14 protein-coding genes are annotated in these 24,336 nt (G+C 71.5%); 13 read left to right on the top strand and 1 reads right to left on the bottom strand.

All coding sequences use genetic code 11. The features are described from left to right. Positions 1 to 365 precede the first annotated feature (365 nt). The 12 genes from AB0J12_RS34960 to AB0J12_RS34905 all read left to right on the top strand — a co-directional run bounded on the left by AB0J12_RS34960 (position 366) and on the right by AB0J12_RS34905 (position 22,467). Entirely contained in the window at positions 366 to 3,008 is a 2,643-nt protein-coding gene (locus tag AB0J12_RS34960) for a BTAD domain-containing putative transcriptional regulator (protein ID WP_363268685.1), read from the top strand. 412 nt (positions 3,009 to 3,420) lie between these two features. Beyond that, positions 3,421 to 4,023, top strand: coding sequence for a TIGR00730 family Rossman fold protein (locus AB0J12_RS34955; protein ID WP_363268684.1), 603 nt, complete (start codon positions 3,421 to 3,423; stop codon positions 4,021 to 4,023). 66 nt (positions 4,024 to 4,089) lie between these two features. After that, positions 4,090 to 5,469 (top strand): DUF6002 family protein, encoded by a 1,380-nt coding sequence (locus AB0J12_RS34950; RefSeq protein WP_363268683.1) that lies wholly within the window; start codon positions 4,090 to 4,092, stop codon positions 5,467 to 5,469. 39 nt (positions 5,470 to 5,508) lie between these two features. After that, on the top strand, positions 5,509 to 5,925 hold the full coding sequence (panD, locus tag AB0J12_RS34945; protein ID WP_363268682.1) for an aspartate 1-decarboxylase: 417 nt from the start codon (positions 5,509 to 5,511) through the stop codon (positions 5,923 to 5,925). A gap of 51 nt (positions 5,926 to 5,976) precedes the next feature. Beyond that, complete coding sequence (locus AB0J12_RS34940) at positions 5,977 to 7,149, top strand: hypothetical protein (protein WP_363268681.1); 1,173 nt, start codon at positions 5,977 to 5,979, stop codon at positions 7,147 to 7,149. Further along, complete coding sequence (locus AB0J12_RS34935; RefSeq protein ID WP_363268680.1) at positions 7,146 to 8,027, top strand: LLM class flavin-dependent oxidoreductase; 882 nt, start codon at positions 7,146 to 7,148, stop codon at positions 8,025 to 8,027. The genes AB0J12_RS34940 and AB0J12_RS34935 overlap by 4 nt, the downstream gene beginning before the upstream one ends. A 6-nt stretch (positions 8,028 to 8,033) precedes the next feature. After that, a complete protein-coding gene (gene asnB / locus AB0J12_RS34930) occupies positions 8,034 to 9,851 on the top strand; it encodes an asparagine synthase (glutamine-hydrolyzing) (RefSeq protein ID WP_363268679.1) in 1,818 nt (605 codons plus the stop codon). A 29-nt stretch (positions 9,852 to 9,880) separates the two neighbouring features. Continuing rightward, positions 9,881 to 10,078, top strand: coding sequence for an MbtH family NRPS accessory protein (locus AB0J12_RS34925; protein WP_363268678.1), 198 nt, complete (start codon positions 9,881 to 9,883; stop codon positions 10,076 to 10,078). Positions 10,079 to 10,114: 36 nt separating this feature from the next. Beyond that, a complete protein-coding gene (locus AB0J12_RS34920; protein ID WP_363268677.1) occupies positions 10,115 to 16,339 on the top strand; it encodes an amino acid adenylation domain-containing protein in 6,225 nt (2,074 codons plus the stop codon). Continuing rightward, positions 16,336 to 19,575: an amino acid adenylation domain-containing protein gene (locus AB0J12_RS34915; RefSeq protein WP_363268676.1), complete on the top strand. Its 3,240-nt coding sequence runs from the start codon at positions 16,336 to 16,338 to the stop codon at positions 19,573 to 19,575. Before AB0J12_RS34920 ends, AB0J12_RS34915 begins: the two co-directional genes overlap by 4 nt. A 14-nt stretch (positions 19,576 to 19,589) precedes the next feature. Then, positions 19,590 to 20,855, top strand: coding sequence for an aminotransferase class I/II-fold pyridoxal phosphate-dependent enzyme (locus AB0J12_RS34910; protein WP_363268675.1), 1,266 nt, complete (start codon positions 19,590 to 19,592; stop codon positions 20,853 to 20,855). Further along, positions 20,845 to 22,467: an alpha-isopropylmalate synthase regulatory domain-containing protein gene (locus AB0J12_RS34905; protein WP_363268674.1), complete on the top strand. Its 1,623-nt coding sequence runs from the start codon at positions 20,845 to 20,847 to the stop codon at positions 22,465 to 22,467. Before AB0J12_RS34910 ends, AB0J12_RS34905 begins: the two co-directional genes overlap by 11 nt. Before the next feature lie 23 nt (positions 22,468 to 22,490). On the opposite strand, the gene AB0J12_RS34900 is transcribed toward AB0J12_RS34905, so the two are convergent. Beyond that, a complete protein-coding gene (locus AB0J12_RS34900) occupies positions 22,491 to 23,246 on the bottom strand; it encodes an alpha/beta fold hydrolase (protein WP_363268673.1) in 756 nt (251 codons plus the stop codon). A gap of 203 nt (positions 23,247 to 23,449) precedes the next feature. On the opposite strand from AB0J12_RS34900, the gene AB0J12_RS34895 reads away from it, so the two are divergent. Further along, the gene (locus AB0J12_RS34895) at positions 23,450 to 24,316 is read left to right on the top strand and encodes a hypothetical protein (protein ID WP_363268671.1); all 867 of its coding nucleotides are present in this window, start codon (positions 23,450 to 23,452) and stop codon (positions 24,314 to 24,316) included. The last annotated feature ends 20 nt before the right edge of the window (positions 24,317 to 24,336 follow it).

The following is a 24,336-nucleotide window of genomic DNA, read 5'->3' as shown; positions in this document are numbered from 1 at the left end:
TCCAGGACGGAGACCCTGCCTTTTTCTGGGCAACGGCAAATGACGCTATCAGTGGAGGTGCTGTGAACGCACAATGGAGAGATAGCGAACAAACACAGTTCCAGCTCCTCGGGCGCTTCGAAGTAACACGCGGACCAGTGGTATTACGCCTTAACGCTCGTCGGCATATCCTGTTGCTGGCTGCCCTAACCTGCCGCGTCAGGGAAATCGTGAGCATCGAGGACATCGTCGACGTGATATGGCCGGAGAACCCTCCCGCCACCGTGCGAAGCCAGATACAGATCTGTATTTCTGCAGTGCGTAGGGCGCTGGCCGATGTGGGAATGCGAGACGCTCTAAAAACGCATCACTTCGGCTACTCTCTCATGCTTGACCCGGGCCTACGGGACGTCGACGAGTTCGCCAGGCTTGTAGCAGATGCTCGGGCCTCCTGCGATTCCGGTGACATCGCTCAGTCCGTACAGAACTACCGCGCCGCGCTCTCCCTTTGGCGCGGACCGGCCCTCAGCGGACTCGACAGCGACGCGTTCCGAAGAAAGGCGGTCCTGCTCAATGAAGAACGCCTCACGGCCATGGAGGAATGCTTCGACCTGGAACTCCTCCAAGGACGCGAACGCACACTGCTGCCCGAACTCGTGGCGCACGTCTCCGAGAACCCCCTGCGCGAAAAACTGCGCGGCCAGCTCATGCTGGCCCTGCACGGGGTGGGGCAGCGCAGCGACGCCCTCCAGGTGTACCGCGAGGGACGCGAGCACATGGTCCGGGAGCTCGGCCTCGAACCCTCCGAGGAGTTACGCCGCCTGGAGAAGGAGATCCTCAACGACGCGCCGAACCTGGCGTTCGGGACCACCATCACCCCGACCAAGCAGATCGTCCCACGCCAGCTGCCGCCGCAGCCCCCTTGCTTCACCGGCCGGGAGCAGCAGGTCAAAGAGCTCAGCGCGGCACTGACCGGTATCCCCTCCGCCAAGCACCGGGCCATCCGCGCCGTCAACCTGTTCGGCCAGGGCGGCGTCGGCAAGACCTCCCTGGCCCTCCACGTAGCGTACGGGCTGATGCGGGATCACTTCCCCGACGGACAGCTCTACTACGACCTGCACGGCAGCCAGCCCACCCCGGTCCCGCCGGCCCGAGTGCTGGATCACTTCCTCCGCGTCCTGGGCGTACCGCCGCCCGCCATCCCGGATGAGGTCGACGAGCGCGCCGCGATGTTCCGCAGCTGTGTCGCCGGGCGCCGGATGCTGCTCATCCTCGATGACGCCGCCGACGAGGACCAGATCCAGCCCCTGCTGCCCGGCGGACGGGATTGCGCGGTCATCGTGACCAGCCGTACCCCTCATACCGGCGTCCCCATGCTGCAGAAGGTCCGCCTGGACGTCCTCACTGTGCGGGACGCCGTCGACCTGCTGGAGCAGATCGTCGGGGACAACCGGGTCGGCTCCGAACCGGCCGCCGCGACGTCCCTGGTCCGCAGCGTCGATGGCCTGCCGCTCGCCCTGAGCATCATCGGGGCACGCCTGGCCGCGACGCCGAACCGAACGATCTCCACCATGGCGCAGCGCGTCGACGACGACCAGCGCAGCCTGGACGAACTCGTCCACGGCAGCCAGTCCGTGCGCAGCAGCATCGCCTCCGCCTACCGTGGTCTGCCCAAGCAGCTGCGCAACCTCCTCAGCCTGCTCAGCCTCTTCGACATGGAGTCCATACCGGGGTGGATGGCGGGGGTGGCCATCGGCGTCGGCCCGAGAGAGGCACTGGACCTGATGGACGAGGCCGCCGCATGCCAACTGCTGCTGCCCGTGGACGTCGGGCCGACCAACGACCCCCACTACCGCTTCCATACCCTCACCCGGCTCTTCCTGCGCGAGACCGCCGACGAGCTCGCGCCCGAGCGCCGCCGAGAAGTCGTCCGCCGTGTCGTGGAAGCCTGGCTGTCCCTGGCCGAGCAGGCTCACGGGCGGCTCTACGGTGGGGACTTCACGCTCGTTCAGGGGGAATCGCCACGCCGGGAGCTGCCTCCGGCGCTGGTCCGCCATGTGCTGGCCGACCCCCTGCACTGGATGGACGTCGAGCGCTCCGGGCTGCTGGCCGCCATCAGGCACGCGGCGGCGCAGGGTTTCGACGAGCTCTGCTGGGAGCTCGCCATCAAGATGGTCACCCTGTTCGAGGCCCGTCTCTACCACGACGACTGGAGGGAGACTCACGAGACGGCACTGGATGCGGTCATGCGCACCGGGAATGTCCGGGGCGAGGCGGCGCTGCGCTGCTCGATGGGGTCGCTGTACATCTCGCAGCGGCGCATCGACCGGGCCCGGCCCCAACTGGAGAAGGCGCTGCCGATCTTCGAGGGCCTGCGGGACAGCGGCGGGACGGCGCTGACGCTCCGCAACCTCGCCCTGTGCCTGCATATCCAGGCCGATTTCGACGAGGCGCTGGAGATGTACGGGCGGTCGGCGGAGCTGTTCCAAGCCGCCGGGGACCCCATCGGCCAGGCGCACGTGTCGTGCACCATGGCAGAGATCCACGCGGCGTCGGGCGACCCGGCCACCGCACGCCGACTCCTCACCGATGCGCTGCGGGTCTGCGACGAGGTCGGCAATCAGCGCGTGCGTTCCCAGGCGCTGTTCCGGCTGGGCTCGCTCGACCTGCGGGAGGGACTCCCCGAGCAGGCCACCAGCCGCTTCTTCACTGCGCTGCCCATCGTGCGCGAGCAAGCCGACCAGGTAGGCGAGGGATACGTACAGCGCGGGCTCGGCAGCGCTCAGCTGGCACTGGGCAACCTGACGCAGGCGGAACGCTGCTTCCAGTGCGCCCTGGCACTCGCCATGGCCACGGGCAACGCCCACGACACGGCGCTGTCCAGACTGAGCTTGGCCGAGGTCTATCTGCGGCAAGAACGCCGGCAGCGTGCCGTGGCCCTGCTCGAGCAGGCGCTCCCCGTGTTCCAGCAGTACAGCGACAAGGAGGCGGAGAACAGGACCCAGCGCCTGTTGGCGCCCGACCGCTGACACCGGCCTGGCCGCGTGTCCCGCCGGGCACTCACGTACCGAGCACCGCCGGCCCCCAAGGCGTGTCATCCGGGGAGCCGAGCGGGGCCGCGGCCGCCGGGACGGGGCACATCCGCGTCGTGCTGAGCGACAACCTGTTCATGGCGATGCCTCCGGGTGCGTCGTCGCCCCGCCGGTCGGCGGGGGCTTTCTCGTGCGGCGCATCGTAGGAACGTGATCCTTTCCGTCGCCCATCCGCACACTATCGGCGGCTCACAGGCGAGCGCGCCCGGCCTCGGATAGGGGTCCGATCGTCCAGCAATAGGCGGCGGATAGCACCGTGCCCAGCATGGTGCCCCGTCGTGTTGCGACACCCGGACGCCGCCGCGAAGCGCGGCCGTTCGGGCCGCGTTCCGGTGGCTGGAGGCGATCGATGACGGGCGACCTGTCGCAGGTCAGGACCGAGGACGGAACCAGTCTTTCGGTGGCCGTCTTCTGCGGTTCCCGGTCCGGCACCTCGCCACGGGTGACGGAGTGCGCCGAGACCGTCGGCGCCCTGCTCGGCACCCGCGGCCACCGCCTGGTGTACGGCGCTGGCGGGGTCGGCGTCATGGGTGCGGTGGCCCGCGCGGCGAAGGCGCACGGCGCCCCCATCACGGGGATCATTCCCCGGTTCCTGCGTGAACTGGAGCGTGACGACGCGGCACCCGAGCAGGAACTGCTCGTCACCGAGGACATGTTCGCGCGCAAGAGGGAGATGTTCGCCCGGGCCGACGCCTTCCTGGCGCTCCCCGGCGGCTACGGCACCCTCGACGAGGTCATTGAGGTGATGTCCCTGAACTACCTCGGTCAGCGCCCCCGGCCCCTGGTCCTGCTCAATGTGGACGCGTTCTGGACACCGCTGCTGCATGCCGTGACGGCCGTGCAAGAACGCGGCTTCACACGTGGCCCGTTGGTCGTCCCGTTCGAGATCACCACCGATCCGGTCACCGCCTTCGATGCGCTGGAGAAGATGGCTGGCGGCGGGGGCCGGTGACCCGAGCCCCTTCCCTTTCCCCCCCGCCGCAGCCGCAGGCCACTTCCCAAGAAACGAGGGCGACTCTTGCCGTTCCATCCCGCCACAGAGCCAACGCCGACCGTCGTCCCCGCCACACTCACGCGCTACCACCGGGTCGTCCGCGCGGCGGCGGAGGCCCTCAGCGCGCGCCGCACCCGCCTGAAGGACACCGAACTGCCGCTCCAGGCACCGGAACCGGACGACGCGCTACGCAAGTTCTACGCCGCCTCCGACGTCTCGGTGCACGAACTGGAGCCCGTCGGCGGACGCCGGGTGACTGCGCTAAACCTGATGCGCAATCCCGGCACCCGGACGACGAAGACCTTCGCCTCGCTCAGCATGGTTGGGCGGGCCGTGCAGCACATCCGGGAGACCGGGGAGAACGTCATCATCGTGACCCCCACGTCCGGCAACAAAGGTACCGCCCTGCGCGACGCGGTCGCCCGGGCGTACGCGACTGGGATCGCGGGACCCGACCGGCTGCGGGTGATGACCGTCGCCCCGGCCGACTCCCTGCACAAGCTCCGCGACAGTCCGCTGGCGGCGACCGCGGAACTGCGCGCGGCAAACCCCGCCGTGCTCGCGCAGGTCGACCGGCCGGCCCAGGTCAAGGACCTAGCACGCAACGTCGTGGACACCTACCTCGCCTATCCGTCCGCGAAGGACACCTGGCGCGTGTGGTATACGCTGGATCTCGACAACTACCGGATGGCGGACGTCGTCCGCGCCTGTGTCGAGGCGGAGTTCACCGCCCAGCACGACACCGGCGTCCCGCGCTGGCACGCCCACGCCGTCTCCAGCGCGTACGGCCTGCTGGGCTACAGCCTCGGCTATCGGCTGCTGTCCGAGGGCGTCGCCCCCGACCTCAAGGCACCGTCCGCCCACCCCGGCTTCTTCCTGGTGCAGCATCTATCCACGCCCGACATGGTGCTGAGCCTGTCCGGCTCTTCCCTGCCTCGCTACACCCATGACGTGGCGGACGACCTGTGGCGGCAATCCGACGATCCGCGCTTCCCTGCCGTCACCGATTCCCCCACGGACCTCATCGACCCCACCTTCTACACGCGTGCCCCGGTCACCTGCGCCGAGATCGACCCGCTCATCCGCAAGCACGGGGGGGACGGGGTCGTGGTGTCCCAGCGCGAGTGCCTGGAGCGGTGGAGCCGGGTACGGGCGCTCGCCGCGCCCCTCGGCGCGGAGCTGCCTGCCTCCCCCGAGGACTTGCGGGAGTGGTCACTCGTCATGGCCCTCACCGGTCTCCTCGTCGGCGACGAGCGAGGACTTATCCCGAGGGAGACGGACGTCGTCGTGCACGCCTCGGGCAGCTACTGCGACGACACCCTGCCGCCCGCGGCCCCCGACGGCATCCGCTTCGCCGTCGGCGAAGAAGACATCCTGAAGATCCTTCACACCGCCGTGGCGTGAACCAACCCGTCCATCCGGCGCACCTCTTGGGAGTAGGCCGTGTTCCGAACCATGCTCAAGTCCAAGATCCACCGCGCCATCGTGACCCAGTGCGATCTGCACTACGTGGGCTCGCTGACCATCGATGAGGAGTTGATGGAAGCCGCTGGGCTGCTGCCCGGCGAACTGGTGCACATCGTGGACATCAACAACGGCTCCCGGCTGGAGACCTACGTCATCCCGGGCGAGTACGGCAGCGGGGTCATCGGCGTGAACGGCGCCGCCGCCCGGCTGGTCGCCGAGGGCGATCTCGTCATCATCATCGCCTACGGCGTCGTACCGGACGCCGAGTGCAAGGACCTGGAACCGCGGGTGGTCTTCGTGGACGACCGCAATCGGATCACCGGCACAGGCGGCGACCCCTCGGACACCTTCGGCGCTCCCGACCTGCTGCGCAGTGACGTCACCGCCTCCTGATCCTCCCGTCGTTTCCGTGCGTCGACCCGTATGTCCGCGAAGGGAGGGACCATGCAGCGCGACCCGATGACGCTCCATGCCCGGTACGCCTGGACCAACAGCGAGCACCCCGGGCTGACCCGACTGCGGCTCTGGTGGGACGGGGACCTGCCCAGACGCTTTCCCCAGGTGGTATCCGAACTGCCCGGCCACCCGCTCGTCCTGGGCTACGCGGGCATCGACGACGGACTCCGCCACGTGCTGCCGTTCCTGGAGGAACGCCGTGGCGGGAACGCCGCCGCGATCCGCCGCTGGCACAGCAGCGTCGGGTGGGACCGGCTGGAGCGGGGCGCGGGGCCGGCCGACTGCGACCTGCTGGCGGTGGGCACCACCGCCCGGCGGGCCGCGCGGCTGCCCGACGATCGTTCGCTGCTGCTTCCGTTCCGTCTGCACCTGGTGGTGCCGGTCGTGGCCGACGCCACGGAGATGCGGCGCCGGATCTCCCGCAAGGAACGCCAGCGCACCGAGCGGCAGTTCCGACTCCGTGACTGGAGTGTAGAGACATCCATGTCGGACGCCGACTTCGACCACTTCTACGACGCGATCCACCTGCCCACCATGCGCCTGCGGCACGGCGCGTCCACTCGGTCCATGGACAAGGACATGGCACGCGCCTGTCTGCTGCGTCGGGGCATGCTGCTGTTCCTGCGCGAGGGCGACCGCCGCGTCGCGGGCATGCTGTGCCGGTACGGCCCGGCACCCGACACCCTCACCCTGCGCCTGGCCGGGGTGCTGGACGGCGCACAGGAGCACTACGCGCACGGCGCGCTCGCCGCCCTCTATCCCGCGCTGATCGACTGGGCCAGCCGGCACGGCGTGCGCAGGCTCGACCTGTCAGGATGCGAGCCGTTCGTCAGCAAGGGTATCTTCCAGTTCAAACGCAAGTTCCACCCCCGGGTGGAACTGCCGCGCACCCACTTCCGCGACAAGCGGCTGTGGCTGTCGGTGCGCCGCGATACCCCCGCCGTACGGAACTTCCTGGTCGCCAACCCGGTGCTGGCCGAGGACCCGGCCGCGCCCGGCCGCTGGCAGGCCTTGTACTTCCACGACGCCGAGCGGCCCCCGCGCCGGTCGCTGCCCTGGCAGTGCCCCAACGTCACGGCCGCCCGGGACATCGACCTCGACGTTTTCCTGCACGGCGCCCGCCCCGTCGGCGCTCGCCGCACGCTCCGGGAGACGCGATGAGGACCGGCCTCGTCATCCTGCCCGACATGCCCTGGGACCAGGCCGCCAAGCAGTGGCGTCTGGCGGACGAACTCGGCTTCGACCACGCCTGGACCTACGACCACCTCACCTGGCGCGAACGCGTCGGGCAGCCCTGGTACGCGGCCGTGCCGACGCTCACCGCAGCCGCTCTGCACACCCGCCGCATCCGGCTCGGCCCCTTGGTCACGGGGCCCAACTTCCGTCATCCCGTCCCGCTCGCCCAGGAGTTCATGACCCTGGACGACCTGTCCGGGGGCCGTATGGTCCTTGGGCTGGGCGCCGGCACGGCCGGCATCGACGCGTCCGCCCTGGGAAAACCGCCGGACCCACCAGGCCGGATGCGCCGCTTCGCCGAGTTCACCGAGATCGTGGACCGGCTCCTGCGGGGACAACGAAGCACCCATCACGGCGAGTTCTACGACGTCGAGGACGCTCGAGTCGTCCCCGGCTGCATCCAGCACCCACGTGCCCCAATCGCCGTCGCGGCCACGGGTCCTCGGGGCATCGCGGTCGCGGCCCGGCACGCCGACATCTGGGTGACCAACGGGGCCGCCCCCTTCCCCCACCGGGCGCCGCACATCGACGACGCGGCCCTGGCGAAGCAGATCCGGACCCTGGACCGGGCCTGCAGCGGCCTCGGACGCGACCCCGGCACCATTCGCCGCATGGTGGTCGACACCGGGCGCGAGCACCCCGTCCTGTCCTCCGCGGACTGCTTCGCCGCCGCGGTCGAGCGCTACACCCGGCTCGGCTTCACCGACCTGGTCCTCCCCTTCCCCACGCCGGACGGCCCCTACCGAGGAGATCCGACAGTGCTCCACGACATCGCCGAGCGCCACCTCACCGAGGAGCGGTAGACCAGGATGTGCGGCATCACCGGCTGGCTCGACTTCCGGCGGGACCTACGCGCGCAGACACCCACCCTGGACCGGATGACGGCGTCCTTGGCGTCCCGGGGCCCCGACGGCTGCGGGACGTGGACCGCACCGCACGTGGCGCTCGGCCACCGCAGGCTCGCGGTGATGGACCCGCAGGGCGGGGCGCAGCCCATGACGGCCCGGCGCTCACCGGACGGTGAGCCGGTCGTCCTGATCTACAACGGCGAGATCTACAACACCCCCGAACTTCGCGCCCGGCTCACCGCTCGGGGACACCTCTTCGCTACCCGCTGCGACACCGAGGTGGTGCTGCGTGCGTACCTGGAGTGGGGGGCCGACTGCGCCGAGCGCCTCAACGGCATCTTCGCCTTCGCGGTTTGGGACGGCGACCGGGAGACCCTGACCCTGGTCCGCGACCGGCTCGGCGTCAAACCGCTATATGTGCACGCCTACCCGGGCGGGCTGCTGTTCGGCTCGGAGCCCAAGGCGATACTCGCCCACCCTCTCTTCAGCCCGGTCCTGGAGGCCGAACGGCTGCCGGTGGTGCTCAACCCCCGGCTGAAGGAGCCGGGCGGCTCCGTGCTGCGCGGACTGCGCGAGGTCTCCCCGGCCTCCACCCTGGTCGCCGACCGCTCCGGCACTTACGAGTTCCCGTACTGGCGTCTGGTCAGCCGACCGCACACCGACGACTGGGACACCACCGTCGCGACCGTCCGCGGCCTGCTGGAGGACATCGTGCTGCGGCAGCTGGTGGCCGACGTGCCGCTCTGCTCGCTGCTGTCGGGCGGACTGGACTCCAGCGCACTGAGCGCGCTGGCCGCCGCCCGGACCGGCCGCCCGCTCACCACGTTCGCGGTGGACTTCTCCGAGGCGGATCGACACTTCCACTCCACGGCCCTGCGTCCCGACCGCGACGCGCCCTATGCCCGCGAGGCCGCCCGGCATCTGGGCACCCGGCACACCGAGGTGGTGCTGGACTCCGCGGCCGTCGCCGCCGGCACGGCCGAGGCGCTGCGGGCCCGCGACCTGCCGAGCCTGGGCCAGTTCGACTCCTCAATGCTCCAACTGTTCTCCGCGGTCCGCCGGACCTCCACCGTCGCCCTGTCCGGGGAGGGCGCCGACGAGGTCTTCGGCGGCTACCCCTGGTTCCACACCCCGTCCCTGGTCGGCGCGGACACCTACCCCTGGCTGGGCGAGGGTCCCCGCCTGGTCGAGTGCCTGGCCCCCGACGTCCTGGAACGGGTCCGCCCCGAGGAACAGGAGCGCGACGGCTACGCCGCTCTGCTGGCTCGGGTCCCCCGTCTGGAGGGCGAGAGCGGCCTCCAGGCACGGATGCGCGAGGTGCTGTACCTGAGCCTGCAGGGCCCACTGCATCTCCTGCTGGACCGCACGGACCGGATGAGCATGGCCGTGGGTCTGGAGGTCCGGGTCCCGTTCTGCGACCACCGGCTGGTGGAGTACCTGTGGAACGTGCCGTGGTCCATGAAGTGCGCCGACGGCCGGGAGAAGAGCCTGCTGCGTGCGGCCGTCGCCGACCTGCTCCCGCCGGGCCTGCTCAACCGCCGCAAGAGCGCCTACCCCGCGACCCATGCGCCCGACTACACCGAGCGGGTCGTCGCCGGGGTGCTGCGGCTGCTGGACGACTCCGACTCGCCGCTGCGGGAGCTGCTCGACGCCGACCGGGTGCGCAAGTTCGCCGAGGGCGCGGGCGTCTCTGTCGCCTGGGCCAACACCGCGCACCTGCTCACCCCACTGCTGGAGACCGACGCCTGGCTGCGCGCGTACAACGTGCGGATCGTGTGACACCCGACGCCCCCACTCGAGGAGGAGACATGAGCGACACCTACCGCGTCGTCCTGAATGACGAGGAGCAGTACTCGATCTGGTGGACCGACCGCGACCTGCCGCTGGGCTGGCACGAGGAAGGCACGGTCGGCTCCCGCGAGGACTGCCTCCAGCACATCGAACGGGTGTGGACCGACATGCGCCCCCGCTCGGTGCGCGAGGCGCGGCGGACCGTCGGCCACTGAAGCAGATCCCCAGGACCGACGGACCAGGAGACGAACGTGGCGCAGCGTCTGGACCAGCTGTTCGCGAGGGCAGTGCGCGGACACGGTGATCGGACCGCCGTGACCTGCGGTACCGAGACGATGACCTACCGGCAGCTGGACGCGGCGTCCGCCCGTCTGGCTCGGCGGTTGCAGGACCAGGGGATCGGACCGGGCAGCCGGGTCGCGGTGTGCATGGACCGAAGCACGGGCCTGCTCGTCGCCCTGCTCGGGGTGGTGCGTGCCGGGGCCGCCTACGTGCCGCTGGACCCCGCGCATCCCGAGGAGCGGCGCGCCCACATCCTCGACGACAGTGCGGCGACCCTGGTCCTCACGGACACCGGCGTCGCCGAGGGCGCAGGCGGCCCCGGCGCCCCGCGTCCCGTCCTTCTGGTGGACGGCGACGCCGTCTACACCATCTACACCTCCGGTTCCACCGGCCGCCCCAAGGGCGTCACCGTCACCCACGGCGCCCTCGCCAACTTCCTGTGCTCCATGGCACAGCGGCCCGGTCTCCCGGACGGGGCCACGCTGGTGGCGGTCACCACGGTCGCCTTCGACATCGCGGCCCTGGAGTTGTTCCTGCCTCTGACCCTGGGCGGTCATGTCGTCATCGCCACCCCCGAAGAGAGCCGCGACCCGCGCGCGCTGGCCGGGCTGATCCAGTCGACCCGGGCAAGTGCTCTGCAGGCCACCCCGGCGACCTGGCGGATGCTACGGAGCGACGGCTGGCGACCGCCGGACGACTTCACCCTGTTGTGCGGGGGCGAGCCTCTTCCCCCCGACCTGGCATGCTGGTTCGGCGACTGCGGCGGGCGCGCCTGGGACCTGTACGGACCCACGGAGACCACCATCTGGTCCAGCACGGCCCTGCTGGACGGCACCGGGACCGTCGCGCGGTGGTGGCCGGTGGCCCGCACCACGTTCCACGTCCTGGACGAGGCCCTGCGTCCCGTGCCCGCCGGACAGCTCGGGGAGGTGTTCATCGGCGGGGCCGGACTGGCCGCCGGCTACCACGGCCAGCCCGCGCTGACCGCGGAACGGTTCCTGCCGGATCCGTACGACGCCGGCGCCCGTCTGTACCGCACCGGTGACCTCGGTCGGTTCCGGCCGGACGGCAGCCTGGAGATCGCCGGCCGGACCGATCACCAGGTCAAGATCCGTGGCCATCGTGTCGAACTGGGCGAGATCGAAGCGGCGGCCGTCGCGGTGCCGGGCGTCCGCATGGCCGTCGCCCATCCCTGGCCCGACCCGGCGGGGGGCGTGCGCCTGGTGATGTACGTCGTTCCCGGGGGATCGGCCGTGCCGTCGGCGGGGGAGCTGCGTGCCGCACTGGCCCGTACCCTGCCGTCGTACATGCTGCCCTCCCAGTTCGTTACGGTGGAGACGTTCCCTCTCACCCCGAACGGAAAGGTCGACCGGGCGCGGCTGCCCGAACCCGGCCACGGTGGCGACGACGGCGCCGGCGGCTTGCAGGCGCCCGCCACAGAGACCGAACGCTTCCTCGCGGACGCCTGGTCCGCGGTGCTCGGGGTGTCCGGCGTCGGGCGCCACGACGACTTCCTGGACCTGGGTGGTCACTCGCTTGCCGCTGTCGCGCTGAGCGCCCGCGTCCGCACCACCCTCGGCCGCGACATCAGCGTCGGAGAACTGCTGCGGCACCCGACCCTGGCCGCGCAGGCGAGCCTGCTCGAACAGGCCTCCCGCGTCACCGACGAAACCGCCGCGCCGGAGGAAGGGAGCGCCGGTGACCTTCCTCTGACGTCGGCCCAGCAGCGGGTCCTGTTCGCCGAATCGGTACGCACCGGTGGATCGTCCTACGCCACGTCCGTCGCCTACCGGGTCACCGGACCGCTGGACACCGACGCCCTCGACGACGCCGTTCAGACCGTCGCCGCCCGCCATGACGCCCTGCGCTGCCGCTTCCCCGTGCCGCCGCCCGGCGCTCCGCCGGTCCAGCGCATCGACGACACGGTACGCATCCCGGTGACCGTGCTGCCCGGCGGCCTCGCTCGCCCGGAGGCGGACCGGCTTTTGGAGGAGGCGGCCCGCGCCCCCTTCGACCTGGGGCACGACCCCCTGCTGCGCGTCGTGGTGGCGCGGACCGCAGGGCGGGAGGCGCTGATCCTGTTCTGCTGGCACCACCTGGTATTCGACGGCTGGTCTCTGGGCCTGTTCCTCGACGACCTGGACACCGCCTACACCGCCGCCCTGGTCGACGGGTCGCCGCCGAGGCCGCCCGCCGCCCGCTACGCGCGGGCCGTCGCCCTGCAGCGGGCCGTGCACGAGTCCCCGGCCACCGCCGCGCAACTCAGCCACTGGACTGAGCAGCTGGCCGGACTTCCCGAGCTGTGCACCGTGCCCGAAGACCGACCCCGGCCCGCCGTGCAGTCCGCGCGCGGCGCGCTCGCGACCGCCGAGGTGGAGGCACAGACCGGCCGGGCGTTCCTCCGGTTGTGCAGGTCCGGCCACGTCACCCCGTACACCGGACTGCTGACGGTGTTCCTAACCCTGCTCGGGCGGTACGCCAACAGCTCCGACGTGGTCGTCGGCACCCCCTCCGCGGGGCGCTCGCACGTCGAGTCCCAGCAGGTCGTCGGACTGTTCGCGAACACGCTCGCGCTGCGCGCGGATCTCGCCGGAGCACCGACGTTCGCCGCGCTGTCCGCGCGGGTCAAGGACGTCGTCTACGAGGCCCTAGAGCACCAGGACATACCGTTCGAACGCGTGGTGGAGGCACTGCGCCCTGAGCGCAGCCTCGGTCACAACCCGGTGTTCCAGGTCCTGTTCACGCTGGAAGGGCAGGAGGTGGGTCGCCTGCGGCTGGCCGGGACGCGCACCGAGCCCGTGCACATCGACGGCGGCGGGTCGCGCTATGACCTCGCGGTCACCGTCCGCGACGAGGAGGACGGCCGCCTCGGGCTCGCGATCGAGTACACCACCGACCTGTACGACCGGGAGACCGTCGAGGGCGTGCTCCGCCAGTACACCGGGCTGATCACGTACGTCTGCGCGGCGGGCGCGGAGGCCGACCTCTCGGCCGCGCTCGCCGCCGGTGTGGACCGCACGGCGACGGACGGCTGGAACAGCACGGCGATGCCGCCGCCCGCTGCCGACACCGTGCACGGACTGGTACGCCAGCAGGTCCGTACAGCCGCGGACCGGGTCGCTGTACGGTGCGGGGACCGCACCCTGACCTACGGCGGGCTGGGGGCGGACGCCGACGCCCTAGCCAGTGAGCTGGTCCGGCGCGGAATCGGCCCCGGCGACGTGGTGGGCGTCTACGCGGAGCGCGACCTGGCCCTGCCCGTCGCCCTGCTCGCCGTGCTGACCGCCGGTGCGGCCTATCTTCCCCTGGACCCCGGGTATCCGCCCGGCAGGCTGACCGCGATCCTCGACGAGGCCCGGCCGCCGCTGGTGCTCACCACCCACGCCACCGCCGGACTCCTGCCGGACGGCGGCCCCGAGCAGCTGCGCGTCGACGCCCTCGCCTCGGCGCCGGGCCCAGCGCCCGCCCTGCCGGTGGTGGTGCCGGACGACACCGCCTACGTCATCCACACCTCCGGCTCGACAGGCACCCCCAAGGGCGTGTGTCTGCCCCACCGGGCGTTGGTCGACCTGACCCAGTGGCAGCTGCGGGACCAGTTGGGCGGGGTGCGTACGGCGCAGCTGGCCTCGATCGGGTTCGACGTCCACTTCCAGGAGATCTTCATCCCACTGGCCTCCGGCGGCACGGTGCTCCTGGCCCCGGAGGCGGCCCGGCGCGACCCGGAGGCGCTGTTCGACTGGCTCTCGGACACCGGCGCCGAGCAAGTGATCTGCACGCCCACCCTGTTCGCCGGCTTCGCCGCCGAGGCCCGTCGGCGCGGGCACGTGCCCGCCGGGTTGCGGGAGGTCACCACGGCCGGGGAGCAGCTGCGGCTGACGGACGACGTGCTGTGGGTGCTGCGGCACGGCACATTCCACCTGCACAACCAGTACGGGCCGTCGGAGACGCACGCCGCGACCGCGCTGCCCGTCCCGGAGCCGGAGGACGAGGCCGCGATCCTGCCCCCGCCGATCGGGCGGCCCGTGGGCAACAAACGCGTCTACGTGCTGGACGAGCACGGACGGGAGCTGCCGGTGGGCGTGCCGGGGGAGCTCTATATCGCGAGCGACGGCATCGCCCACGGCTATCTGGGCCTGCCCCGGCAGACGGCGGAGCGCTTCCTCCCGGACCCCTTCGGTACCGTCCCCGGCGGGCGTATGTACCGCACGGGCGACCTGGGGCGCTGGCTGCACCGAGGAGTGCTGGAGCACCGCGGCCGGGTGGACGACCAGATCAAGCTACGAGGCGTCCGCATCGAGCCCGGCGAGATCGAGGTGCTACTGCACCGGCATCCGGCAGTGCGCAGCGCAGCGGTGGCCGTACGCGAGCCGCTGCCGGGCGAGCCGGTGCTGACCGCGTACGTCGTCCCTGAGCGCGACGCGGGGGAACCGAACGCGGGGCAGCTCCGCCGCTATCTCACTGAGCGGCTGCCCGTCTTCGCGGTGCCCACACGCTACGTCACGCTGGCCGAGCTGCCGCTGACCTCCAGCGGCAAGGTGCACCGGGCGGCACTGCCCATGCCCCCGCACTCCGGCGCCGTGGCGGAGCGGGTCGCGCCGCGGACTCCCGTCGAACGCGAGATCGCCCAGGTGTGGGCGGAGGCTCTGGGAGTCACCGACGTCGGGGCGCACGACGACTTCTTCATGCTGGGCGGCCACTCCCTGCTGGCCGCCCGGCTGGTGACGAGCCTCAACCGCGCCCTGGACACCGGCTTTCACCTGCGGGACCTGCTGGCCGCACCGACCGTGGCCGGTCTGGCCGCTACCATGGAACGGCGGCAGACGGCGCGGGACGCCGGACCCGGCACTCTCCTGCCGCTCGACGGCGATGACCACGAGGGGCCCGACCCGCTGTCGTTCGCCCAGCAGCGGCTGCTGTTCCTGGACCGGATGCACCCCGGCGACACCGAGTTCCTGCTCCCGCTGACGCTACGGCTGTGCGGCGATCTCGACCCGGATGCACTGCGGTGTGCGCTGGACGCGCTTAGCGCCCGCCACGACATCCTGCGCACCCGCTATCCCCTCGAACGGGGTGAGCCCGTACCGCGGGTCGATCCGCCCGGCAGCGTCCCCGTCACACGGGAGGACCTGTCGCACCTGGGCGGCGAGGACCGGGAGCGGCTCCTCGGCGACATCGCCGCCGCGGAACGCGACACCCCCTTCGACCTGGCGCGGCAGCACCCGCTGCGGGTGCGGCTCGTACGGCTAGCCGCCGAGGATCACCTCCTTCTCCTGACCTTCCATCACATTGGCGGTGACGGCAGATCGCTGAGCATCCTGCAGCGCGAACTGCTCGAGCTCTACGCGGCGCACGGCACCCCGGCCGGCGTGCCCGCCCGCGTCCCCCAGTACGCCGACTTCGCCCGCTGGCAACTCCGGTACCGCGACGAGGAGTTCCTGGCCCCGCTGGTGACGCACTGGCTGCAGGTCATGAACGGCTGGAAACCCCTGGACCTACCCACCGACCGTCCGCGGCCCGAGGTCTGGCAACCCGAGGGCGACACCCTGCACTTCGCACTGCCGGAGGGGGTTTGGCCGCGGCTGACCGACGCGGCCCGGCGGAGCGCGGCCACCCCGTACACGGTGCTGCTGACCGCCTTCGTCTCGGTGCTCGCCGAGTTCTCCGGACAGGACGACCTCGTGCTCGGCACACCAGTCTCGGGACGCGCGCACCCCCAGACCGCGACGATGGCCGGGTCCTTCGTCGATCTCGTGGTCATCCGCGCGGACGCCTCCGGCGCGCCCTCCCCCGGCGAGCTACTCGCCCGGGTGCGGCGGACCGTGCTGGACGCCTTCGCCCACCAGGAGCTGCCGTTCGACCGCCTGGTGCGGGAACTGCGTCCGTCACGCGATCTGTCCCGCTCCCCTGTCGTCGACGTCGTGTTCAACTTCGTCGAGGACACCGAGCCACTGCCCGCACCCGCCGGTCTGACCGTCACGGCCCGTCTCGCCCAGAGCCTCACCACCAGCCAGGACCTGGAGATGATCGTGCGCCGCGGCCCCGACGACGGCCTCAGCGCGGAGATCCAGTACGCCGCGGCCCTGTTCACCCCCGCGTCCGTCAGGCGGATCGCCGACGCGTTCCTCGGCGCGCTCGACGACCTCGCACCGGAGACGGAACGCCGCGCCACCCCCGCCGAAGGGAGCCCCGAGTGAACCCCGCAACGAACGACAACACCGTGGAAGACCGTCTGATCGCCCGCATGCGGGCCGTAAGGGCGGACACGGCCGCAGCGGCGGGCGGCGGGCTGCGGCAGGCACCGCTCTCCTTCGCCCAGCGCCGGCTGTGGTTCCTGGATCAGCTGGACCAGGAGGGCGTCGACTACATCCTCCCGGTGGCCTACCGGCTGCGCGGGACGCTGGACGTGAGGGCGCTGGAGCAGGCCCTGTCCGCGCTGGTGCGCCGCCACCACACGCTGCGCACCCGTTTCGCCTCCAGCCCGGACGGTGAGCCCGTGCAGATTGTCGAGGACCCCTGGCCGGTGCGCATCGACACGGCGGACCTGCGCCAGGTTCCCGACACCGAACGCGACGCTCAGGTGCAAGCGCTGGCGGCCCGGCAGGCGGACACCCCTTTCACGCTGACGTCGGGACAGCTGATGCGCGTGGCGCTCGCCCGCACCGCGGACGAGGAGCACATACTGCTGCTCGCCCTGCACCACATCGTCTCCGACGGCTGGTCGGTCGAGGTGCTGCTGCGTGACCTGGGCGCGCTGTACGCCGTTGCGTCAGGCATGCCGTCTGCGGCCGCGCTGCCAGAACTTCCCATGCAGTACGCCGACTTCGCCGTCGATCAGCTCCAACGCCTGACCGGGCCCGTGTTGGAGCGCCAGCTCGGTTATTGGCGGGAGAACCTGGACGGGCTGGAGCCGCTGGAGCTGCCCAGGGACCGGCCGCGTCCGGAGATCCGCTCCGGCGCAGGAGGCGAGGTACGGTTCTCGGTCCCGGCCGAGGTGACAGCCGCGCTGCGGGAGTTGGCGTCCCGGCACGACGTGTCGCTGTTCATGGTGGGGCTGGCCGCGTTCCAGGTGGTGCTGGCCCGCTGGAGCGGTCAGTCGGAGGTGACGGTCGGCTCCCCGATCGCCGGCCGCAACCGGGCCGAGATCGAGAACCTGATCGGATTCTTCGTCAACGCACTGGTGCTGCGCACCGATCTGAGCGGCAACCCCACCGTGGCCGAGCTGCTGGAGCGGGTCCGCACGACCTGTCTGGGGGCGTACGCGCACCAGGATCTGCCCTTCGAACGGCTAGTGGAGGAGCTGGCGCCGGAGCGGGACCTTAGCCGCAATCCGCTCTTCCAGGTCGTGTTCATGCTGGAGACGTCCTCCGAGCATGAGCAGTGGCCGCTGCCGGACTTCCGGGTGAAGCCCTTCACTCTCGACGGCGCCCGTTCCAAGTTCGACTTCTCGTGCGCGCTTACGGAGACCGTCGACGGCGCGTTCAGCGGTGAACTTGTCTACTCTGCCGAACTCTTCGAGCCCGCGACCGCCCGACGTATGGCCGACCACCTCGTGCTGGCCCTGCGCGCCATGGCCGCGGACTCGGGGCAGCGGATCGGCGAACTCGATCTGCTGTCCCCCCAGGACCGCGACCTCGTCCTCGGGGCCTTCACCGACACCCGCGTGCCCTACCGCGACGACGTGCCAGTGCACCGGCTGGTGGAGGAGCGGGCCGCGAGGACACCCGAAGCCGTCGCGGTGATGGACGGCACCGCACGCCTCACCTACGAGCAGCTGGACGAGCGCGCTGACCGGCTCGCGGCCTTGCTGTACACGCGCGGGGTCCGCCTCCAGGATCGGGTGGCGGTCTGCGCCGAACGCGGCCTGGACACCGTGGTGGCGCTGCTCGGGATCTGCAAGGCGGGCGGGGTCTACGTACCGATGGATCCCGACTATCCCGACGAGCGGCTGGCGTTCATGCTGCGGGACACCGACGCGAGCCTCCTGCTGACCCACGAACGCCACCGCGCCCGCCTTGAGCAGTTGGGCGGCGTACCGGCCGTGCTCCTCGACTCGGCCGACCGGGAGTGCGACGCCGGGGAGGTACCCGCCTCCGAGGTGGGGCCGGACGACCTCGCGTACATCCTCTACACGTCGGGCTCCACCGGCGAGCCCAAGGGCGTCATGATCGAGCACCGGTCGATCTGCCGGCTGGTCGACTCCACCGCCTTCGCCGAGGTGACCACGGCGGACGTGGTCGGCCAGACCAGCAACTTCTGCTTCGACGTCTACACCTACGAGTGCTGGGGCGCGCTCACCTCGGGCGCCACGCTGGCCGTCGTGCCCAAGGACGCGCTGGTCGACAGCGGTAGGCTCGCCGACACCGTGCGCGCGCTCGGCATCACCACCCTGTGGCTGACCGCGCCCCTGTTCAACCGCCACCTCACCGAACGCCCCGATCTGCTGGACGGGTTGAAGACCGTGCTGTACGGCGGGGAGGCGGTGGAGCGCTCGGTGGCGGACGCGGTCATGAGCGGGCCGTGGGCACCCGGCCGGCTCGTCAACTGCTACGGGCCGACCGAGACCACCGTATACGCCGTGTGCCACGCGGTGCGTGCCTCGGAGGAGCCCCGGCCCACCATGCCGATCGGCCGCCCCATCGACAACACCGAGGCGTACGTGATGGACCGGACGGGCCGACTGACACCCGTCGGGCTGCCCGGGGAGCTATGGATCGCCGGTCCCGCCGTCGGGCGCGGCTACTGGAACCGGCCGGAGCTGACGGCACGGCGTTTCGTCCGGCATCCCTTCTCGGACGATCCGGAGGCCCGGGCCTACCGCACGGGCGACCTGGTCCGCTGGCTGCCCGACGGGCGCCTGGAGTTCCTGGGGCGGCTGGACGACCAGGTGAAGCTGCGCGGGCTGCGTATCGAGCTGGGTGAGATCGAGTCGGTCGTGGTGGCCCACGAGGAAGTCGCCTCAGCAGTGGTCGTACTGCGGACCGTGGGCGGGGAGCCGCATCTGGTCGCGTACGTGGTGCCAGTATCGGACAGCAACGGCACCGGGCCGAAGCTGCGCGAGCACTGCCGCCGCAGCCTGCCGTCGTACATGGTGCCGACCTGGTTCGTCACGCTGGAGAGCGTGCCGCTGACACCCAACGGGAAGGTGGACCGCCGCCGACTGCCGCCGCCAGAGGCCGCCGAGGCCGACGACTACACCCCGCCCCGGGACGACGTGGAACGCGTCATGGCGGACGTCTGGTGCCAGGTGCTGGGGGTGGAACGTGTCGGCATCCACGACAACTTCTTCGACCTCGGCGGCCATTCGCTCCAGGTCGTGCGGATCACCAACCGGCTGCACGAGGCGGGCATCGACGTGACCTCCCGACATGTGATGGCTCATCAGACCATTGCCCGCCTGGCCGAGGCCATCGACCGCAAGCCCGCCGAGTAGGAGGCACCACTCTCATGCACCTCTCGCATTGCGGTACGAAGATGGCCGGGGCATCCGGACTGCGCAGCATCATGGAGGACGTCGCCCTCAGCGGCGCCGACACCTCGGCGGGGCCGTGGCTGAACCTCAGCGTCGGCAATCCGGCCGCCATCCCCGAGGTCACGGCCCTGTGGCGGGAGCTGGCGGGGCAGGCCCTGGCCGAGGACTTCGAGCGGAGCAGCGCCGTATACGGGCCCTCCCGGGGCAGCCGGGTGCTGGTCGACGCCGTGGTGGAGTACTTCCGTACCGGCCACGGCTGGGACATCGGCCCGGAGAACGTCGTCGTCGGCCCGGGCAGCCAGATGCTGTGCTTCGCGGCCGCCGCCCTGTTCACCGGCCCCGGCCGCGGCGGCGACCGCCGCCTGCTGCTGCCCCTAGTCCCCGACTACACGGGCTACCAGGGGCTGTGTCTGCACGAGGGCGGTGTCGAGGGCTTGGCGCCGCTGGTGCGCAGGGAGGAGGGGCACCGCTTCCGCTACGCCATGGACCTCGACGCGCTGCGCCGCCGGCGGGACATGGGCATGCTGCTGGTCTCCAGCCCCGGCAACCCCACCGGGCGGCCGGTGGAGCGCGCCGAACTGGACGCCTTGACGGAGGTGGCGACGGAGCTCGACGTGCCCTTGCTGATCGATCACGCCTACGGAGCCCCGTTCCCACGCATCGCCGATGTGCGCAGCGAGCCGGCCCCGCACCCCCAAGTGATCAACAGCTTCACGGTCTCCAAGGCCGGACTGCCCGGGGAACGCATCGGGTTCGCCGTCGGCGCTCCGCACCACATCTCCGCGCTGACCGGATTCCTCGCCAACTCAGTACTTCACGCCCCCCAGTTGTCCCAGGCGATGGTCGCCCGTGCCCTGGCCACGGGGCGGCTGGATCACGTCACGGCCACCGTCATCGGGCCGTACTACCAGAACAAGCGCCGGTTCGCGGAGAAGATGCTTCACGAGTACCTGCCGGAGGACCTGCAGTGGCGGCTGCACTCCGGCACCGGTGGGATGTTCTGCTGGGTGTGGGTGGACCACGACTGGTTCGACGACCTGGAGCTGTATCGCAGGCTCAAGGACAAGCGGGTGTTCGCGGTGCCCGGCCGTCACTTCTTCACCGACGCGTCCGACCCCGCGCTGGACGGGCACGGGCGCCGCTGCTTCCGCATTAGCCTCAGCGGTGAGGAGCCCGTGATCGCCGAGGGCGTGCACCGCATCGCCGAGGCGCTGCGGGAGATGGCGGCCGATGGAGCCTGACTCCCCTGAGACGACCGAGGGCTTCCACCTCCTCGACGCCACACCCCGCCTGGGCGCGCTGCACCCGGACATCGAACTGACCGTCGCGGACAAGCTGGCCCTCGCCCGGCAGCTGGACGGCTTCGGGGTGGGGTTCATCGACGGCGGCCGTCCCGGGGTCAGCGCGCGCGACACCGAGTTCTTCGCCCGCTGTGCCACCGAACCCGTCCTACGGCACGCCCGGCTCGTCGCGCACTGCTCCCCGCGCTCGGCCGACCGCGGCGCCGGTGACGACCTGCTGCTGAAGGCCGTACTAGACTGCGGCGCACCTGTCGTCAGCGTGGCGGTCACCGCCGACATCCGCCAGATCCCGCTCGCACTGCGCACCACACCGGACGAGAACGTGGCGGCGCTCCGCGAAACCGTCGCACATCTGTGTGCCCACGGCCGCAGGGTCTTCGTGGCCTGCGAGCACTTCTTCGACGGCCACCGAGCGGACCCGGGGTACGCGAGGGAGGTGGCGGCCACGGCGCACACGGCCGGAGCGGAAGTGGTCGTGCTGTGCGACACCAACGGCGGCACCCTCCCCGCTCCGACGGGCGCCGTGGTCGGGGACGTCCGGGCGCGGACCGGCGCCCGCCTCGGCATCCGGGCCCACGACGACAGCGGCTGCGCGGTGGCCTGCACCCTGGCCGCCGTCGAGGCCGGCGCCACGCATTTGGAGTGCACCGCCAACGGCTACGGCGAACGGGCGGGCTGCGCGGACCTGTTCCCGGTCGTGGCCGCGCTGGAGCTGAAACTGGGCCGGACCGTGCTGCCCGAGGGCTCGCTCGGCCGGATGACTGCGGTGTCCCGTGCCGTCGCCAGGACCGTCCGTCTGCCGCCCGCCGACCACCAGCCGTACGTCGGGGCCTCGGTCTTCGCCCGCCGCGTCGAGCTGCATCCCCCGGTCGCCGAGGCCTCTCCCGAGCTCTACCGGCACATCGCGCCCGAACGCGTCGGCAACGGCGGACGTACGGTCGTCGACGAGTTCGCCGGGCCCGCCGCGCTCGCCCTCAAGGCCCACGAGCTCGGCATCGACCTCGGCCAGGACGGCACGCTGCCCGACCGCGCGCTGCTCCGGGTGCGGGAGGAACAAGCTCGGGGCCGGTGCTTCGCGTTCGCCGACGCCTCCCTGGAGTTGCTGCTGCGTGAGGTGACCGCGCCCGAGGCGACCGAGGAGACCCGCCCCTTCACGGTCGAGGCGTGGCGGTCCCTGGTGGACCAGCGTGCCGACGGCAGCGTCCTGAGCGAGGTCACCGTCAAGGTGTGGGCCAAGGGCGAGCGGACCATCAGCACCGCGGAGGGGTCCAGTGCCGTGGACGCCCTGGACCGGGCGCTGCGTACCGCGCTGGAGCGGATCCACCCGGCTCTGGCGGCGCGCGTCACGCTGGTGGATTGGCGGGCCGTCACCGTCCGGCCGTCCATCGGCGCCGAGCCGGCCGGCGCGCTCACCCGGGTCCTGGCGACCTTCCGCGCGGATGACATCGACTGGGTGACGGTCGGCGCAGCGGGCGACGCCGTCGGCGCGTCGTGCCAGGCGCTCGCCGAGGGATACGCGTACGGACTGATGTGTCTCAGCGCCGGGCGGTGACGCCGGCCGCGCAACCGCTCGGGCTACGGCGCCACGGCCGCGCCGAGCCCCCGGTGCAGCACGTCCATCACCTCGTGCTCACGTGGCCGCAGGAAGAAGTGATCCCCCTCCAGCACCGTCATATGGAAGGCGCCCCGTGTGTGGTCGCGCCAACGGCGCACCGCGTCCACCGGCACCCGCAGATCCCGGTCCCCCACCAGCGCGGTCACGCCCGCCCGCAGTACCGGCCCGTCAGGTGAGCGATACGAGTCGATGAGTAAGTAGTCGTTGCGCAGCACGGGGAGGACGAGGGCGCGCAGATCGGGGTCGTCAAAGATCTCCTGGGCCGCCCCACCGTGCCGCTCCCCCTCAGCGACGATCTCCTCGTCGCTCATGAGGCGGGCGGGGACCACCGGGTCGGCGCTCGGCGCCGGACGCCCGGAGACGAACACATGCGCCGGATCCATGCCGCGGCCCTCCATGATGCGCGCCACCTCGTAGGCGGCGGCCGCACCCATGCTGTGTCCGAACAGCGCGGTGTCGCGTCCCGGTACCTCCGTCCGCGCAACGCCATCCGCGAACTCGGCTGCGAGGACGTCCATGCTGCTGATCATCGGCTCGTCGAAGCGGTTCTCACGGCCCGGGTACTGTGCGATCCACAGTTCGACGGACTCGTCCAGGAGCCGGCTCCACCGCCGGTAGTAGCCGGCCCCGCTCCCGGCGTGCGGCATGCAGACGAGGCGTCGGAGGGCGTGAGGGCGTGCCAGCGGGACCACGAACAACTCTGCGGGATCGGTCACTGGCTGCTCCAGTCAGGCGGAAGGAGGGGGCGCCCCAGCGTCCGCCCCGCTGGTTTCGACGCCCTATCGAAGGGCTATCACGCCCGCTCACCCGCGTCCTCGAAAGCCACAGGATCGTCGTGCGATACGCGGGCGATAGCGCAGCCCCGACACTCGGCCCGAGGAACAGACCGACCGGACGGACGAGGTGGAGGTCGGCGGAGGTGGGCAAGCCTGGTGTCGCCGTACCGCGGCGCTCGTACCGCAGCCCGACCGGGGCGCCCCCGTGCGGTGTCGTCCGCCTCGGCATGCGGGCTGGGGCCGGCTGGCGCCACGAGCCGTCGCCCTGCCGCGATGACCACCACATCGCCACCGCGTTCCGGCCCGAAGCCGGGGTGCATGTGTGTCTGCGGCCCGACGGGGCGCTTGCGGCGCTGCGGGCCGACTTCTTCGCCGACCGCTTCGCCCGCGCCGTCCGCCACCGCGGGTTCCCCGACTTCCCTCCGGCGCAGTTCCTCGAAGCGGTCGCGCACCTGGCGCACCGCTGCCGACCGCTGCTGCGCGGACCGGAGTCCGGCGTCTATCTGCGCCCGGACCTGATGGTCGAGGGCGGTCACGACCACTGGGTCTTCCGGCTCCGGGCGTATCTCCTGCCCTCCGCGTTCGGGATGGGTTTCCTGCCCCTGCACCTGCGCTGGGATCCGGGGGCCCGCGGTGGGCTGCATCTGTGCTGGGTCGACAGCGTCGGCCGGCGCCTGGTGCTCGCCCCCACCCCGGCGGACGACGTGTCGGCGCTCGCCCGGGCCAGCGTCACCGCCCTCGCCCCGCGCTGGGGACTGCGGGTGAGCGAGCGCAGCCTATCGGCGGCGCAGTGGTACCGGCTCAGCCGACAGGGACGGGTCGTGGAGGCCTTCGTGTGCGGCGGCCCCGCACTGGTGCAGCCGGTGGGGCGGATCGGACTGGGCGACGTGAGCTGGCCGGTGGGCGACGGGCAGCCCGGTCCCACCGTGATCAGTGCGCGCCGCCATCTCTTCCGTCTCCAGCGGGGCCAGACCGCGGACCCAGACCACTGGACGCTGCTGCTGCGGTGACACCCGGTCAGACCCAGTTG

The sequence above is a fragment of the Streptomyces sp. NPDC049915 genome (assembly GCF_040656475.1).
Classification (GTDB): Bacteria; Actinomycetota; Actinomycetes; order Streptomycetales; family Streptomycetaceae; genus Streptomyces.
Note: the sequence above shows the minus strand (reverse complement) of the source record. Positions and strands in the feature narration are given on the sequence as shown.

What these genes read in the sequence shown, in the direction of transcription:
- AB0J12_RS34960 (WP_363268685.1), top strand. Translation starts at nt 366, where the DNA reads ATGCTTGACCCGGGCCTACGGGACGTCGACGAGTTCGCCAGGCTTGTA.
- AB0J12_RS34955 (WP_363268684.1), top strand. Translation starts at nt 3,421, where the DNA reads ATGACGGGCGACCTGTCGCAGGTCAGGACCGAGGACGGAACCAGTCTT.
- AB0J12_RS34940 (WP_363268681.1), top strand. Translation starts at nt 5,977, where the DNA reads ATGCAGCGCGACCCGATGACGCTCCATGCCCGGTACGCCTGGACCAAC.
- AB0J12_RS34935 (WP_363268680.1), top strand. Translation starts at nt 7,146, where the DNA reads ATGAGGACCGGCCTCGTCATCCTGCCCGACATGCCCTGGGACCAGGCC.
- asnB (WP_363268679.1), top strand. Translation starts at nt 8,034, where the DNA reads ATGTGCGGCATCACCGGCTGGCTCGACTTCCGGCGGGACCTACGCGCG.
- AB0J12_RS34925 (WP_363268678.1), top strand. Translation starts at nt 9,881, where the DNA reads ATGAGCGACACCTACCGCGTCGTCCTGAATGACGAGGAGCAGTACTCG.
- AB0J12_RS34910 (WP_363268675.1), top strand. Translation starts at nt 19,590, where the DNA reads ATGCACCTCTCGCATTGCGGTACGAAGATGGCCGGGGCATCCGGACTG.
- AB0J12_RS34905 (WP_363268674.1), top strand. Translation starts at nt 20,845, where the DNA reads ATGGAGCCTGACTCCCCTGAGACGACCGAGGGCTTCCACCTCCTCGAC.